The organism is Curtobacterium sp. YC1, from assembly GCF_016267665.1.
Lineage (GTDB): Bacteria > Actinomycetota > Actinomycetes > Actinomycetales > Microbacteriaceae > Curtobacterium.
Genome location: NZ_CP066341.1, coordinates 1,132,443 through 1,146,796, shown reverse-complemented (window position 1 = coordinate 1,146,796; position 14,354 = coordinate 1,132,443). Strand labels below are relative to the sequence as shown.

Annotated in this window: 10 protein-coding genes and 1 tRNA gene; 2 read left to right on the top strand and 9 right to left on the bottom strand. The window is 70.7% G+C overall.

Going from position 1 to position 14,354, the window contains the following annotated elements:
• Window positions 1-271 precede the first annotated feature (271 nt).
• The 3 genes from I8920_RS05490 to I8920_RS05480 all read right to left on the bottom strand — a co-directional run bounded on the left by I8920_RS05490 (window position 272) and on the right by I8920_RS05480 (window position 1,899).
• A tRNA-Pro gene (locus I8920_RS05490) sits at window positions 272-345 on the bottom strand.
• Window positions 346-490: 145 nt separating this feature from the next.
• Window positions 491-1,072 carry a hypothetical protein gene (locus I8920_RS05485; RefSeq protein WP_198658138.1) on the bottom strand — a complete coding sequence of 194 codons (582 nt, stop codon included), beginning with the start codon at window positions 1,070-1,072 and terminating at the stop codon, window positions 491-493.
• A complete protein-coding gene (locus I8920_RS05480) occupies window positions 1,069-1,899 on the bottom strand; it encodes an endonuclease/exonuclease/phosphatase family protein (RefSeq protein ID WP_198658137.1) in 831 nt (276 codons plus the stop codon). Before I8920_RS05480 ends, I8920_RS05485 begins: the two co-directional genes overlap by 4 nt.
• A gap of 70 nt (window positions 1,900-1,969) precedes the next feature.
• Between I8920_RS05480 and I8920_RS05475 the strand changes: the two genes are divergently transcribed.
• Complete coding sequence (locus tag I8920_RS05475) at window positions 1,970-3,451, top strand: hypothetical protein (protein WP_198658136.1); 1,482 nt, start codon at window positions 1,970-1,972, stop codon at window positions 3,449-3,451.
• Window positions 3,452-3,508: 57 nt separating this feature from the next.
• Entirely contained in the window at window positions 3,509-5,665 is a 2,157-nt protein-coding gene (locus I8920_RS05470) for a RecQ family ATP-dependent DNA helicase (protein WP_232832835.1), read from the top strand.
• A 152-nt stretch (window positions 5,666-5,817) separates the two neighbouring features.
• On the opposite strand, the gene I8920_RS05465 is transcribed toward I8920_RS05470, so the two are convergent.
• From I8920_RS05465 to I8920_RS05440, 6 genes are all read right to left on the bottom strand, one after another.
• The gene (locus tag I8920_RS05465; protein WP_198658135.1) at window positions 5,818-6,627 is read right to left on the bottom strand and encodes a hypothetical protein; all 810 of its coding nucleotides are present in this window, start codon (window positions 6,625-6,627) and stop codon (window positions 5,818-5,820) included.
• A gap of 133 nt (window positions 6,628-6,760) precedes the next feature.
• Window positions 6,761-7,282 carry a hypothetical protein gene (locus I8920_RS05460; protein WP_198658134.1) on the bottom strand — a complete coding sequence of 174 codons (522 nt, stop codon included), beginning with the start codon at window positions 7,280-7,282 and terminating at the stop codon, window positions 6,761-6,763.
• Window positions 7,279-9,093, bottom strand: coding sequence for a hypothetical protein (locus I8920_RS05455; RefSeq protein ID WP_198658133.1), 1,815 nt, complete (start codon window positions 9,091-9,093; stop codon window positions 7,279-7,281). The genes I8920_RS05460 and I8920_RS05455 overlap by 4 nt, the downstream gene beginning before the upstream one ends.
• On the bottom strand, window positions 9,090-9,377 hold the full coding sequence (locus I8920_RS05450) for a hypothetical protein (protein ID WP_198658132.1): 288 nt from the start codon (window positions 9,375-9,377) through the stop codon (window positions 9,090-9,092). The genes I8920_RS05455 and I8920_RS05450 overlap by 4 nt, the downstream gene beginning before the upstream one ends.
• A gap of 74 nt (window positions 9,378-9,451) precedes the next feature.
• Window positions 9,452-9,748, bottom strand: a complete 297-nt coding sequence (locus I8920_RS05445; RefSeq protein WP_071253483.1) for a WXG100 family type VII secretion target — start codon at window positions 9,746-9,748, stop codon at window positions 9,452-9,454.
• A gap of 103 nt (window positions 9,749-9,851) precedes the next feature.
• Entirely contained in the window at window positions 9,852-14,309 is a 4,458-nt protein-coding gene (locus I8920_RS05440; RefSeq protein ID WP_198658131.1) for an FtsK/SpoIIIE domain-containing protein, read from the bottom strand.
• Between the last annotated feature and the right edge of the window lie 45 nt (window positions 14,310-14,354).

The window sequence follows — 14,354 nt, the reverse complement described above, 5'->3', positions numbered from 1 at the left end:
GGCGGATTTACGAGCACCCTGACGGCACACGAGACGCGTCGCCTAGGCAACGGCAATGCCAAAGCGCCGACGTCGCCCTCGCCACACACGCGTGGCGATCCTTGTCGCGCCTGAAACCGGGAGCGCGCTCCGCGCGGACTGGAACGAGCAACAACAGGTGCCGCGTACACCAGCACAAGCCCAAACAAGACGAAGAAGCCCACCGAGATTCTCGGTGGGCTTCTTCGTTGTCGACAGTTCTTAGAAGACGATTACTAACTCGCCCCTTCGGTCGGGCTGACAGGATTTGAACCTGCGACCCCTTGACCCCCAGTCAAGTGCGCTACCAAGCTGCGCCACAGCCCGCGAGCCCCGAGGGACTCAGAGCCCCGGAGGACCCTCGCCCGCGTCCGACCGGAGCGCGAGCGACCGGTCCAGCATAGCGGACGTCAGACCCCCTCCGTGCCACGGCGAGTCGCGTCGAACACGCAGAGAACGCGAGCACGCAGGCTCACCCCGGCCGCACCAGCTCGCGCCGCGCCGCCAACCACGGCAGCCCCAGCCCGACGAGCAACCCACCGGCCCCGTCCGCCGCCAGGTCCCCGATCGTGTCGTCGTAACCGACGAAGATCCGCGAGTCGACGAAGTTGTGCCCGAGCCACTCCCCCATCTCCCAGACCGCCCCGATCGCCAGTCCCGCGGCGAGCGCGAGGACCGCGACGACCACCCGCCGCTCGCTGTCCGGCGCCGGCACGGCCCGCAGCTCCGAGCCGATCACGTACAGCACCGCCGCGAGCAGCCCGGTGAGCACGACGTGCATGAACTTGTCCCACAGGAACACGCTCGTGTACCACTCGAGCACGCTCGACCACCCCGACAGCAGCACGAGCAGGCAGACGGCCATGTCGAACGTCGGTCGCAGGCCGAGCATCCGCGGCACCACGACGCCGAGCAGGCACAGTGCCATCACCGGGAACGCGGTGCCGCCCCACCCGATGGTCGCGACGACCAGGCTGACGAGCGTCAGCGCGCGGACGACGTCGGCCGGCATGAACCGGGGTCGCAGGAACGTCGTCCCGAGGGTGGCGATCACGATGCCCACCGCACGACCGCGTGCACGGCGGCGTGGTCGGACGGCCAGACGCCGCCCGGCCGACGCACCGACACCGCGGCGCGGTCCACGTCCGCCTCGGCGGTCACCAGCACCCCGTCGATGCGCCGGCCCCCGACACGCGGACTCCCGTAGTGCGGGTACGTCCCGTACGGCTCCCCCACCAGCCTGGAGGCCCGCCCCCAGCTGTCCTCGACCCCCGCCTCCGCCAGGGCTCGCCACGGTGCGGAACCGGCGGGGCTGTTCCAGTCGGCCATCACCACGGCGGGCAGGCCGCGCTGCCGGACGATGCGCCCGAGCAGTTCGGCGGACCGCAGTCGGGCCCACGGCGAGGCGACGTCCAGGTGCGTGGCGACGGCCAGGAACCGGACGCCGGTCGCCCGGTCGTCGACGACGGCTCCGACGGCGTGCCGGGGGAAAGACGTGGCCCACGACCGCGAGCCGGGGCGGTGCGGCGTGCGGGAGAGCGCCCAGGTGCGGCGCTCGACGACGTCCAGGCGCGAGCGGTCGAGGAACAGGCCGACCTGTTCGCCACCGCCGTGCGCTCCCCGACCCGCCAGGACGGGTTCCCAACCCGACCCGAGGCCGGCGGTGAGGTCGTCTGCCTGCTCGGGCAGGGCCTCCTGGACGGCGAGGACGGTGGGCGCTTCGGACGTGACGAGCGCGAGCACGGCGTCCCGGCGACGCTCCCACGCGTCCGGGTGGGTGGACGGGCGCGGCACGCGGCGCCGGACGTTGAGGGTCGTGCAGTGCACCTCGGGCGACCGGACCGGTCCGATGAGCGGGCGGTCGTCTGGGTGGTGGGGCATGCCTCCCTTCTACGAGACGACACCCGTCGGATTCCCAGGGACCTCTCCGTGTGGCTCGTATGGTGGCTCGATGCGTTCTCGTCCCACCCCTCGTCTGTTGGTCGCGATCACGGTCTCCGGGCTGCTGCTCGGAGCCGCCGGGTGCACGTCGAGCGGCCCGGACGCGAGCCGCCCGACCCTGGCGAAGGCGTCGGCCGACACCGTCACGGTGGCCGACGCTGCGGACGCCGCGGCCCGGTCCGTCCGGGTCAGCACGGCGCTGTTCGCGAGTGCTCCCGGCGCGGTCGTGGCTCGGTCCGGCGACGCCGACGGCATCCGCGCGGCGAGCGAGGCCGCGGCGAGCGCCCACGTCCCGGTGCTGCTGACGGCGAAGGGCGCGGAGGGCGGCGCCGCCGTCGCCCGCGAACTCGACCGGCTCGGGGCCGACTGGTACCAGGCCGAGGGCGACGTGTCGGTCGACACGGACGTCGAACAGCGGCAGGCGCCGGACGGTGGCGAGGCGCCGGAGTCGAGCCGAGCCTCCCGGCAGGCGACCGTGGTGGTGGAGGACGCGCGCGCCGACGCCGCTGCCGTGGCGACCGCGAAGGCCGCCGGTGCCCGGGTGGTGACGATGCCGAAGGGCGTGACCGACCCGGCTGCCGCACCCGACGTGGTGACGGCGCTGCACGACCGACGGGAGCACCCGACGGTCCTGGTCGGCGCGGCGTTCGACGCCCTGTCCGACCCGGAGTGGACGGTGCGGGCGGCCGAGGGCGGGTTCCAGCTGCGGAACGGCGGCCAGCGACCCTTCGACGGGCACCGCTACGTCGCACTGTACGGCGCTCCCGGGACGCCGGCGCTCGGCGTGCTCGGCGAGCAGGGACCGGAGGCGACCGTGCAGCGCGCCGAGCAGGTCGCGAAGCCGTACCGGGCGGAGTCCGACGAGCTCGTGACGCCGGCGATGGAGGTCATCGCGACCGTCGCCGCCGGGGACGCCGGAGCCGACGGCGACTACTCGACGGAACTGCCGGTGTCGACGCTCGAGCCCTACGTCGAGGCCGCGCACGACGCCGACATGCCCGTGATCATCGACCTGCAGCCCGGCCGGTCGGACTTCCTGTCGCAGGCGAAGAAGTACGAGTCGCTGCTGAAGAAGCCGGGCGTCTGGCTGGCGCTCGACCCGGAGTGGCGTCTGACGGAGGACCAGGTGCCCCTGGAGCAGATCGGCAGCGTGTCGGCCGCCGAGGTGAACGAGGTGTCGTCGTGGCTCGCGTCGCTCGTCCGCGAGGAGGGGCTGCCGCCGAAGGCACTCGTGCTGCACCAGTTCCGGCTGTCGATGATCCAGGACCGTGATGCGCTCGAGAGCCACCCGGAGCTCGACGTGCTCGTGCACGTCGACGGGCAGGGGGCGCAGCCGGACAAGCAGGCCACGTGGAACGCACTGCACCAGGGCGCGCCGGAGGGCCTGCACTGGGGCTGGAAGAACTTCTATGACGAGGACACGCCGATGCTGACGCCGTCGCAGACCATGTCCGAAGTGACGCCGACGCCTGCTCTGGTCACGTACCAGTAGTCCACAGACTGGAGGCGCGGGTCGGGTTTCGTCGGTCGGTGCTGACAGCATGGGGGCATGTCTGGTCTTGGTGTCGGTTCCGCCCCGTCGTCCTCCGTCGTGCCGTCTGCGGACATCGCCGCCGAGGCACAGCAGGCGCTCGCTGCGCTCACGGGGCGCCCTGACGCGGTGTTCCACCCCGGCCAGCTCGAGGCGATCTCGGCCCTGGTCGAGCACCGGCAGCGCGCCCTCGTCGTGCAGCGCACCGGGTGGGGCAAGTCGGCGGTGTACTTCCTGGCGACCCTCCTGCTCCGCCGCCGGGGTGGCGGTCCGACCGTCCTGGTGTCGCCGCTGCTCGCCCTGATGCGCGACCAGGTCGCCGCTGCCGCGCGGGCCGGGGTCCGTGCCGTATCGATCAACTCCGCGAACGCACACGAGTGGGGCGAGACCCAGGCCGCGCTCGCCCGTGACGAGGTCGACGTGCTCCTCGTCTCCCCCGAGCGCCTGAACAACCCGAAGTTCCGCGACGAGCAGATGCCGACGCTGATCGCGCGGATGGGCATGCTCGTGGTCGACGAGGCGCACTGCATCTCGGACTGGGGCCACGACTTCCGGCCGGACTACCGCCGGTTGGCCGAGCTCATCCGGTCGCTCCCCCACGGCGTCCCCGTCCTGGCCACCACCGCGACGGCGAACGAGCGCGTGGTCGAGGACGTCGCCGAGCAGCTCACCGCCGACCCGGCCGACCCGGTGTTCACGATCCGCGGATCCCTGGCCCGGGCGTCGCTGCGCCTCGGTGTGCTGACCCTGCCCGACGCCCGGCAGCGACTCGGCTGGCTGCTCGCGCACCTCGGCGACCTGCCCGGCAGCGGCATCATCTACACGCTCACCGTCTCGGCGGCCGAGGACATCGCCCGACTGCTCCGCGACAACGGGTACGCCGTCCGTGCCTACACGGGCCGCACCGACACCGAGGAACGCGAACAGCTCGAGCAGCAGCTCAAGGGGAACGAGTTGAAGGCCCTGGTCGCGACGAGTGCGCTCGGCATGGGGTTCGACAAGCCCGACCTCGGGTTCGTCGTGCACGTCGGCGCGCCCTCGTCCCCCGTGGCGTACTACCAGCAGATCGGTCGTGCGGGTCGTGCGACCGACAACGCCGACGTCCTGCTCCTGCCCGGGCGCGAGGACCGCGAGATCTGGCAGTACTTCGCCAGCGCCTCCATGCCGACCGAGGCCCGTGCCGCCGCCGTGCTCGACGCCCTGTCCACCGACACCGCGATGTCGACCGTCGCCCTCGAGGGCCTGGTCGACATCAAGCGCTCCACCCTCGAACTCCTGCTCAAGGTGCTCGACGTCGACGGCGCCGTCCGCCGGGTCACCGGCGGCTGGGTCTCGACCGGGCAGCCGTGGCAGTACGACGCGCCCCGGTACGAGCGCGTCGCCGCGGCCCGTGCTGCCGAGGCCGCGTCGATGCTCGACTACGAAGCCACCTCGTCTTGCCGCATGCAGCTGCTGCAGCAGGACCTCGACGACCCCTCCGCCGAGCCCTGCGGCCGGTGCGACAACTGCGCCGGTGCCTGGTTCCCGACCTCGGTCTCCGACTCCGACTCGTCCGGGGCTGCAGCCGCGCTCGACAAGGTCGGCGTCGAGATCGCCCCGCGTGCCCAGTGGCCCTCGGGGATGTCATCGCTCGGCGTCCCGGTCCGCGGCAAGATCGGCCCCGACGAGCTCGTCCAACCCGGCCGAGCGGTGGCGCGGCTGACCGACCTCGGCTGGGGTGGGCCCCTGCGAGCACTGTTCGGGTCGGGTGTGCCGGATGCGCCCGTGTCGCGGGAACTCGTCGACGGGTGCGTCCGAGCGCTCAAGGACTGGCCGTGGGAGACCCGGCCGACGGGCGTCGTGGCGATGTCCTCGCGGTCTCGGCCCGAACTCGTCGGGTCGCTCGCGCAGGCGCTGTCCACGATCGGCCGGCTGCAGTTCCTCGGCACCCTCGGGCGGAACGGCGGGACTCCCCGCGGAGACGGTGCGACGAACAGCGCGTACCGACTGTCCGGCGTGTGGGACACCTTCACGGTCGATCCGTCGCTCGCCGCCGCCCTGCAGGCGCACGAGGGGCCGGTGCTGCTCGTGGACGACCTGGTGGACAGCCGGTGGACCATGACCGTTGCGGGGCGGGAACTCCGACGGGCCGGCGCGGCGGCCGTGCTGCCGTTCGCGCTGGCGACGGTGGCCTGAGCCGGGTCGTTGCCGGGCGCGCCCTGGCGCGCGCGGGCGCCGCCTTCGTTGCGCTGCGGAGCGGTCACGTTCGCTCGATGGTCTGACGGTTCCGGTTCACGTTCCCGGGCATTCGTGAACCGGAACCGTCAGGGGCGTTCGAAGACGCCTGGCTACCAGGCGCCTCCCCCGAAGAACACCTCGGGCACCGCGAAGCACGACGACGACGACCTGATGTGCACGGTCCTCACCTCGGTCCCTCGTGAGACCAGGTATCCCTCACCGTCATCGGTCGAGATGTCGATCGTGGCGAGGCCCACCGTGTCCTGACGCTTGTCGATCGCCCAACCGGACCGCCCGGCCCACTCCTGCTCGACGACCGCGACGACTGCGTCCATGTCGGGCTCGCCGGTCACCACCACGTCCGTCCCTCCCGCCCACTGACGTTGGTGCTCGCCGCAGGGGAAGAGCGTTCCCTTCTCCTGCTGGCGGATACGCGATCGTTCGGGAACGACCTCTGCGATCTCCCGCTCCGTTCGCTGGGTCCGCCCTTTGGCATGGCCGATCACGACTTCGGGCGAAGCAGTCGGACCGGCTGGCTCGCGCACTTCGAGTCGATCGTTGCCCGAGGAGCACCCCGTCAGCAAGGTGATGAGGACCATCGGTGCGATGAGCTTGGGTCCCGTCTTCCAACCAGGCTTGATCGGGATGGAGCGCATGTCGATTCTCGTCCCTTCTCCTGCGCCGCGCTTGTTCACGGCGACCCGATCGAGTGCGGACACCGCTTTCAGGGAGCGGCCGTGACGCGGTCGGTGACGAAGCGAACCACTCTCCAGGCAACCGGACAGGTCGCCCTGTAGGGCCATCGCATCGTCGACTCCTCGCGAGCGCTCGAGGAAGTCATGAGTTTCCAGCGGCGCAGATGCCTCATCCTTCGCGCGGCCTCCGATTCCCTGTCCCACCACGGGGATGGTTGGTGCCATCAAACGTCAGCGTTCTTCGCCATCCGGGTCTCGGGAGCCGAGCAAGACCGCCGCCCTTGATCATCCCTTCGTCAAGTGCGGCCAGCCTGATCGAACCGATCTCGTCGACCGAGGCGCATCATGCAGGTCGCAATCACCAGGCACCGCCCCCGAAGAACACCTCGGGTACCGCAAAACACGATGACGACGACAAGATCTGCACGGTCTTCGCTTCGGTTCCGCGCGAGATCAGGTACCCCTGACCGTCACTGGTCGAGATGTCGATGGTCGGGATCCCATCGGCGTCCTGTCGCTTCTCGACAGCCCACTCCGATTTACCGTCCCACGCCTGCTCGACCGCCGCGACGACAGCATCCATGTCCGGCTCGCCGGCCGTGACGACGTCTGTGCCACCGACCCATTGACGCTGGTGATCGCCGCAGGGGAAGAGCGTGCCCTTTTCTTGCTGGCGAACGCTCGTTCGCTCGGGTATGGCCTCGGCGATCTCGAGCTCGACGCGCTGCGTCCGCGCCTTCGCGGCACGGATCTCGACCTCGGGCGAGGCGCTCGGCGACGCCGGTTCGGAAGATTCGGGTCGGTTGTTGTCCATGGTCGAACATCCCGTCAGGAGAGTCAGGAACACGATCGGTGCGATGAGCTTGTACGAGCGGTTCATCGCACCCCGTAGATGACTTTGTCGATGTGATCCAGCACGGCTCGATTCTCTCGCGCGATGGAGGCGATCAGGTTGTGGTTGTCCAGCAGCACACCCTGGTCGGGGTAGGCGTAGTCCACTCCCATCACCGACCCCGTCTGGATGAAGGGCTCGGGCCCGGCGTAGAAGTGTCGGTCGAATGCGTCCGAGGTACCGGGGTTCCGTTCATCCCACACCTGCCCGGTCAGCTGAGCCTCCCACAGCAGGTCGGGATAGCTCTCGTGCACGTAGTTCGTCGTGGGGTCCGCGGACCACTGCTCCGGCATACCGGCGCCCGCGAGCGAGATGACGTTGTCCCAGTGCGCTCCGGCGACCTCAGCGGAGGTCACGTTCGCGAGCCCCCAACTGTGCGCGATCGCCGTCGAACCTGCGCCGCGGACGACCGGGCTGCTGGCGTCCAGTCCCCGCTCGAAGGAAGCGAGCTGCCTCCCCGATTGCAAGGCGAGTTCTTCGTCGTTGGCCTCGAAGATCTTCGTGAGGTCCATGTCGCTCTTCTGTCCGTACTCCCCCGGGTAGCGACCGTCCTTGTAGACGAACGCGACAGTGTCGGGGTGCTTCTGGACGAAGAAGGATGCCACGGCCTGAGTCGACCCGTCGTAGAACTTCGCGAGGTCGGCGAACGTTCCCGGCGTGTACGTGATGACGTGCTTCGTCTCGTCGGTGATCGTCCCCTCCATCTCGATGATGCGGGACCGGTCCGGCTCGTACAGGTAGAGCTGTACCGTCGCGTCGTCGCCCACGGCGCCCTTGAGGTACGCGATCTCGGCTTCCAGTTCGGCCCGACGCTTCTCGAGGGCTCGGGTGCTCACGTGACCTTCGAGCGCGGAGATGCTCAACATCACCGAGTACAGCTCGTTCTGGTCGGCATCGAGTCGGGTCTGCGCGTTCGTCTTGTTCGCCGCGACACGTGCCTGGGGCGCCAGACCGTCGAGCGCCCCCATCGTCACCGGCATGGTGGCGAGGAACCACTGCTGCTGTTCACTGAACGGAGCCGGGTCGGACGGATCCCCGATCGCATCCCACCAGGAAGCCACTGCCTCGGGCGATGCCGCTGCGATCTTCTTCGCCAGGTCGGGGTTGTCGGCGAGGAGCATCTCTCGATCGGTCGCGGACAACCCGACGAGGAGCGACAGCAGATCGTCCGGGGACTTGCTGGCTACGTCGGCCCCGGAGAAACTGCTCAGTCCGCCGAGCACGTCCTGGTTCTGCAACGCGGCCGCGCAGGTCGCGTCGATACGGCGCCGGTCGGAGACGAGGACGTCCCACTCGGCGTCGATCGCGCGGAGATCGCTCTGTGCATCGTCGATCAGGCCCTGCGCCTTGGCCTTCTGCCTGGCGAGATCAGCCTTCGCGGCTTCGTCGTCAGGGACGGGTTTGCCGGTCAGCAGCGGCGAGGTGGTCTGTGGGAACACCGCAGGGAACGGCATCTTCGCGCGCGCCGACGACAGGTCCTGCTCCGCCGTGGCACGACGGGTCTCGAGCACGACCTGCCGGTCCTTAATCTGGGTGAGTGCCCCGGAGTAGGTCGTGAGCGCCGTCGCCTGCTTCTCGAGGCCGGTCGCCACGAGCTCGATGTCGGCCGCCTTCTTCGACAGCTCTGCTGCGAAGGACCGTTGGCTCGCAGCCTCCCAGTCGACGCCGGACTGCGAAGCAACGGACTGGATGGTGCGCTGGGCGTCACGGACCTTCGCGGCGCGCGCGGTCCGCATCGCTGCCACACCCTGGATGCCGGCCGGACTGCCCTGACCGGGGTCCGCCTCCGACCAGCTCACTTGCCGGCCGCCTGTGCTTGTGCAGCATCGGCATCCGCGTACGACCGCTTCACCGATGTCGGGAACGCGCCGGCGTCACGGATGCTGTCGGCAGCGATCTTCGACCGCTGGACCTGCTGCACCGTGGCGTCGCGGAGAGCCCCCGACACCACGTCGGATCCGAGTTCGGCGTTCCCCTGACCGCCCTCGATCTTCGATCCGATCTCGATGTCGTCCCCTGCTGCCGTCACCTTCGTCGACAGCGCGTCCAGCGCGTCGTACGAGACCCTGAGCTTGCCGCTCACACGTCACCCCCATGACACGGACGGCCGACGCCGCACTGCTGCAGCATCGGCCTTCCGATGTCAGATCTCTCCGCTCAGCGACCGAGCTTCGACGCGAGCTGCTGGTCGACGTCGCCCAGCGTGTGGGCGGTCGTGCGAAGGAACTGGGCCAGGTCGTTGAGGCCGCCGATGGTGTTCTGCGCGCCGGTGGTGAAGCGCTGGTAGGCCTCGTTGTACGCGCCCGAGGAGCGGTCCGTCTGGAACCCGGCCTGGGTCAGCGAGGCGATCTGCGCCTGGAGCTTCGACAGGGTCGCGTTGATCTCGTCACGGCCGGCGACGAGCCGGTCGGCGTTGCTGTTGAGCTCCTGGTACGAGACGTTGATGTTCGCCACGGTTGCACCCTTTCACTGTGGTCGGTGTCGCCAGCCCCTCCGGCGGCTCCGTTCAACGTACCACCACGTGACAAAACCTCGCGCACGCGATGTCTACCCCCTGTTAGTGGGTCACCTTCGCCTCGAGGGTGTGAGCGACCTGTACCCGGGTGATCCGCCCGGACTCGACCATGATCCCGCGACCGACCGGGAAGTCCGAGCGCGTCACCCGTGGGAACGCGGTGCGGAAGAGCGTCAGCCCGTCGGTCTCCTCGGGTTGCAGAGCGATGCCGGCACGGGCGGTCTTCAGTTCTCCGAACAGCTGCCAGGCGCTCGGCGCCGTCACCGTGTCCGCTTCGGCGAGCACGAAGATGCCGGCACGGCGCGCGGCCTTGATGAGCCGAGCCACCTGGCCCTCGGCCGGCAGGCCCTCGAAGTCGCCGACGTTCTCGATCACGATGATCGGCTCGGCGTCGTCGAAGGGCGTGGCGCTCTCGAGCCGTGTCGCGAGCTCGGACGCCAGGGTCTCCGCCGAGGAGCCGTCCGTCGAGGCCGACGTCCACGCCGTGGCGTCCCGCAGGACCGACCGGCGACCGACGATGAGGTGCGCGGGCCGCTCGGGCCACGTCTGGCGGACGGACCGGATGAGGGTCTGCATGGTGGTGGAGCGCCCGGAGCCGAAGGGACCGGTCACGACGAAGAGGCCGTCGCCCGGGATCCCGATGGGCGCGAGGGTGTCGTCGGCCAGACCGATCGTCGGCCGACCGCCGACCGACGCCGGCAGGGACGCTCGGTCCACCACGGCCGGCAGGCGCCGGATGGGCGGCGCGACGGCGACACCTCGGGCGACGAGCGCGGTGGCGAGCGACGACACGGCGGCGTCCTGCACGACCAGGTCGGCAGTGCCGGCGGGCACGGCGAGCTGGACCTCGTGGTCGTCGACGAGGCCACGCCCCGCGACGGCGTCCTCGAGCACGTCGGCGGCCACGTCCGCCGCGATGTACTCGAGTTCGCTCGCCAGGCGCAGGACGATCCGCTCGCCGATCGCGGCCTGCAGGTTCGAGGGGAACGCTCCCATCCGGTCCGCGGACATCACCAGGTGCACGCCGAGCGCGCGCCCGGTGGCCGCGATGGCGACGACCTGGTCGAAGACCTGCTGCGAGCCGGGTCGGAACTCGTACTCGTTGCGGAACGCCCCCATGCCGTCGATGAGCACGAGGATGCGCGGTTCCGCAAAGCCGGTGACCGCCCGGTACTCGCTGATGTTCGCGGCACGCGCGGCCGCGAACCGCGCGGACCGATCCGAGATGGTCACCTCGAGGTCGCCCAGGAGGCGCGTGATGCGCTCGTCGTCCGGCCCGCTGATGACGGTCCCCACCGTGGGCAGGGCCTCGAGCATGCTGAGTCCTCCGCCGCCGAAGTCGAGCCCGGTGATCTGTACGGGGAAACGGTCGGCCACCGCCGAGGCTGCGACGGCGACCGCCCGGAGTGTCGCCGACTTGCCCGCGCCGCCCGCACCGAGGACCGCCAGGTTGCCGATCAGGTCCAGGTCGAGGCCGAAGGGCGTCTGCTGCTGTGACTCGGGGACGTCGACGGTGCCGACGACGAGGGTCGAACCGGTCGACGCGGGCAGCGCCCCGAGGTCGATGGTGTCCGGCAGCTGGTCGAGCCACGGCTTGCGGGGCACGGCGAGTGCCCGTTCGTCAGCGGCCCGGGCGATCGTCGCGGCGAGCCGCTCGATGTCCTTCGCGCGGCTCGTGTCGCGCGGAGCCCTCGGCGCGCTGGGCCACACGGTGCCGGGGCCGAACGGGAACTCCTGCACCTCGACGTCGGGCTCGTGTACGACGTCGTCCGACCGGCCGCCCAGGTATGCCGTCTGGAAGTCGAGCACGCGCCCAGGCCCCATCTTCGCCGCGGCGCGGCCCGGGGTGCCCGGGTCGAAGAAGGCAGCGTCCGAGACGCCGAGGACGTCCTCGCTGTCGACGGGGTCGGCCACGCGGAGCGCGATGCGCAGGTTGGTGTTCGCCCGGAGGGAGTCCTTGATCACGCCGCTCGGACGCTGCGTCGCCATGACCAGGTGCAACCCGAGGGAGCGTCCGCGCTGGGCGACGTCGATGACCCCGTCGATGAACTCGGGGATCTCCGACGCGAGCGCGGCGAACTCGTCGATGACGATGACGAGCGCGGGCGGAGCCGCCTGGTCGCCCCGTTGCTCGAGCGTCACGAGGTCCTTCGCACCGCGTTCGTTGAGCAGGTGCTCGCGGTACCGGAGCTCTGCCCGGAGCGAGGTCAGCGCTCGTCGGACCAGGTGCTGGTTGAGGTCGGTGACCAGCCCGACGGTGTGCGGCAGGCCGACGCACTCCGCGAAGGCGGCGCCGCCCTTGTAGTCGACGAGCAGGAACGTGACCCGGTCCGGCGAGTACTCCGCCGCCATGCCCATGATCCAGGTCTGCAGGAACTCGCTCTTGCCCGAACCGGTTGTGCCGCCGACGAGTGCGTGCGGGCCGTGGGCGCGGAGGTCGAGGGCGAGCGGCTCGCTCGGACCCTGCCCGACCACCGCGCGGATGCCGCCCGACTCGCGACCGGCACCCGGCACCCAGTCGGCAGTCAGGCTGTCGTTCTTCGACCACCGGCTCACGACGGCTCCGGCGTCACCGGCGACGTCGCCCTCGTACAGGTCGACGAACGCGACGCTGTGCGGCAGATCGGTCTCGTCGAGCACCCGCGCGCCCGAGTCCTGCACCGGCGCGATCGACCGGGCGACGGTCGCGGCCTCGATGCTGTCGACCCGGTCGAGCTCGTCGAGCACGACGGACTGCCCGGACCGGACGAAGCCGACGGTCGCCGTGCCCGACGCCCGGTCGAGGGAGACGTACGTGCGGCAGACCACGGGCAGCGCGCTGAGGGTCGAGGCCAACCAGAGCAGGTGGACGCCGTAGTCGGGGCCCTCCTCGGCCAGGGCGACGAGTCGAGCGCGGTCCGCGGGTGCCTCGGCGGTGACCAGGACGACGACGGCGGGCGTTGCCGGCAGCCGGTCGACGGACTCGCCGTGTTCCTCGTCGAGCGCACGGCTCTCGTCGATGCGTGAACGCACGTGCTCGCCGCGGCCCACGCCGGCCGCGCGGCGGGTGGCGACGAGGCCCTCGAGTTCGGCGAGCAGGGTCGACGCGCCCGCGAAGTCGCGGACCAGCCCGGCGGAGCGCAACGGGCTGTACGGCGAGTCCACGTGGGGCAGCCACTTCAGCCACGCCCACTGGTCCGTCGTGGTGCCGCCGGCGAAGGCGGTGACGACGAGGTCCGCCGGGCTGTGGAGACCGACGAGCTGGACGACGAGCGACCGGGCGACGTCGTCGGCGACCAGACCGGTGCCGGCGACGCCGATGGCGCCGGCTCGCTCGAAGGTCTCGACGACGGGGACGGGGCCGACGGTCGCGTACTCGTCGGCGAGCGCCTCGGCTCGGTTCCAGTCGTCGACGCTGCCGGAGTTCTTCGACGGCATCACGACGGTCGATCGGGACGGCTGCTCCCCCGCACCGAAGCGCACTTCGAGGAACGTGGTGTGCTCGGGCTTCCGGGTCCAGAGGAGCTCGGAACGGCCACGCATGGCGGCGGTGACGACCGCGGGCGCCGGAGACTCGGCAACGCGCGCCTCGACCTCGTGAGCACGGGCAGTCGCGAGCCGGGCACCGGTGTCCTCGAGGGACTCCTCGAACCGCTGCCGTTCGTCGCGCTTGCGCCGTCGGTCTTGCACGCGCTGGTCGATCCAGGTGCCGATCATGATGACCGGGGAGAGCGCGATGAAGATGAGCGTGTAGGGCTGCTTCGTCACGAGGAACAGCACACCGCCGAGGATGACCGGTGCGAGGATCGCGATGACCGGCAGCCGCGGCCTCTCGCCGGGCACCGGGATCTCCGGCAGGGTGAAGTCCTTGCCGCGGTGAGCGGGATCGACGCGCGGCGAACGGGAGAACTCGGTGTGGTCGGCCCCGACGGCACCAGGCGCGACCGCCAGGGGTGACGTGGACAGCGGGAGGATCCGCAGGGTGGAGCCGCCGACCTGGACGACGGCGTCCGGTCCGACGAAGGAACGTGCGATCAACCGGCCGTCGACGGCGACGCCGTTCGCGGAGTTGAGGTCGACGACCTCGATCGTCTCGCCCACCGTGACCGACGCGTGGCGACGGGACACTTGGTCGTCGTCGGCCAGGTAGACCTGCGCCATCGCGTCGCGCCCGATCAGGTTGACGCCCTGGGACAGCGTGTACTCGTTGCCCGCCTCGGGCCCGGAGAGGACTTGCACGACCGCGGCGGGGGCGTCCTCGACGTCGTCCCCACGACGGCGGTCGGTGGCGGGGACGACCTGCACTCGGCAACCGGACCGGAGCGAGGACTCGTGCACGCTCGCAGACGGGTTGAGCAGTCGCGCTTGCGGACGGTCGGGCAGCCACACCCGCAGCGTCAGCGGCACGCCGGTCTGCGTGCCCCGTCCACCGGCCAGCCGCTCCGCGACGCTGCCGATCGTCGCCGTGACGTCCGCGGTGACGACGACGTCACGCTCGATCCCCGCGTCCGCGATGGTCACCTTGAGTTTCACAGTCCACCCCCGTGGCCTCGATCGTAGCGAGGC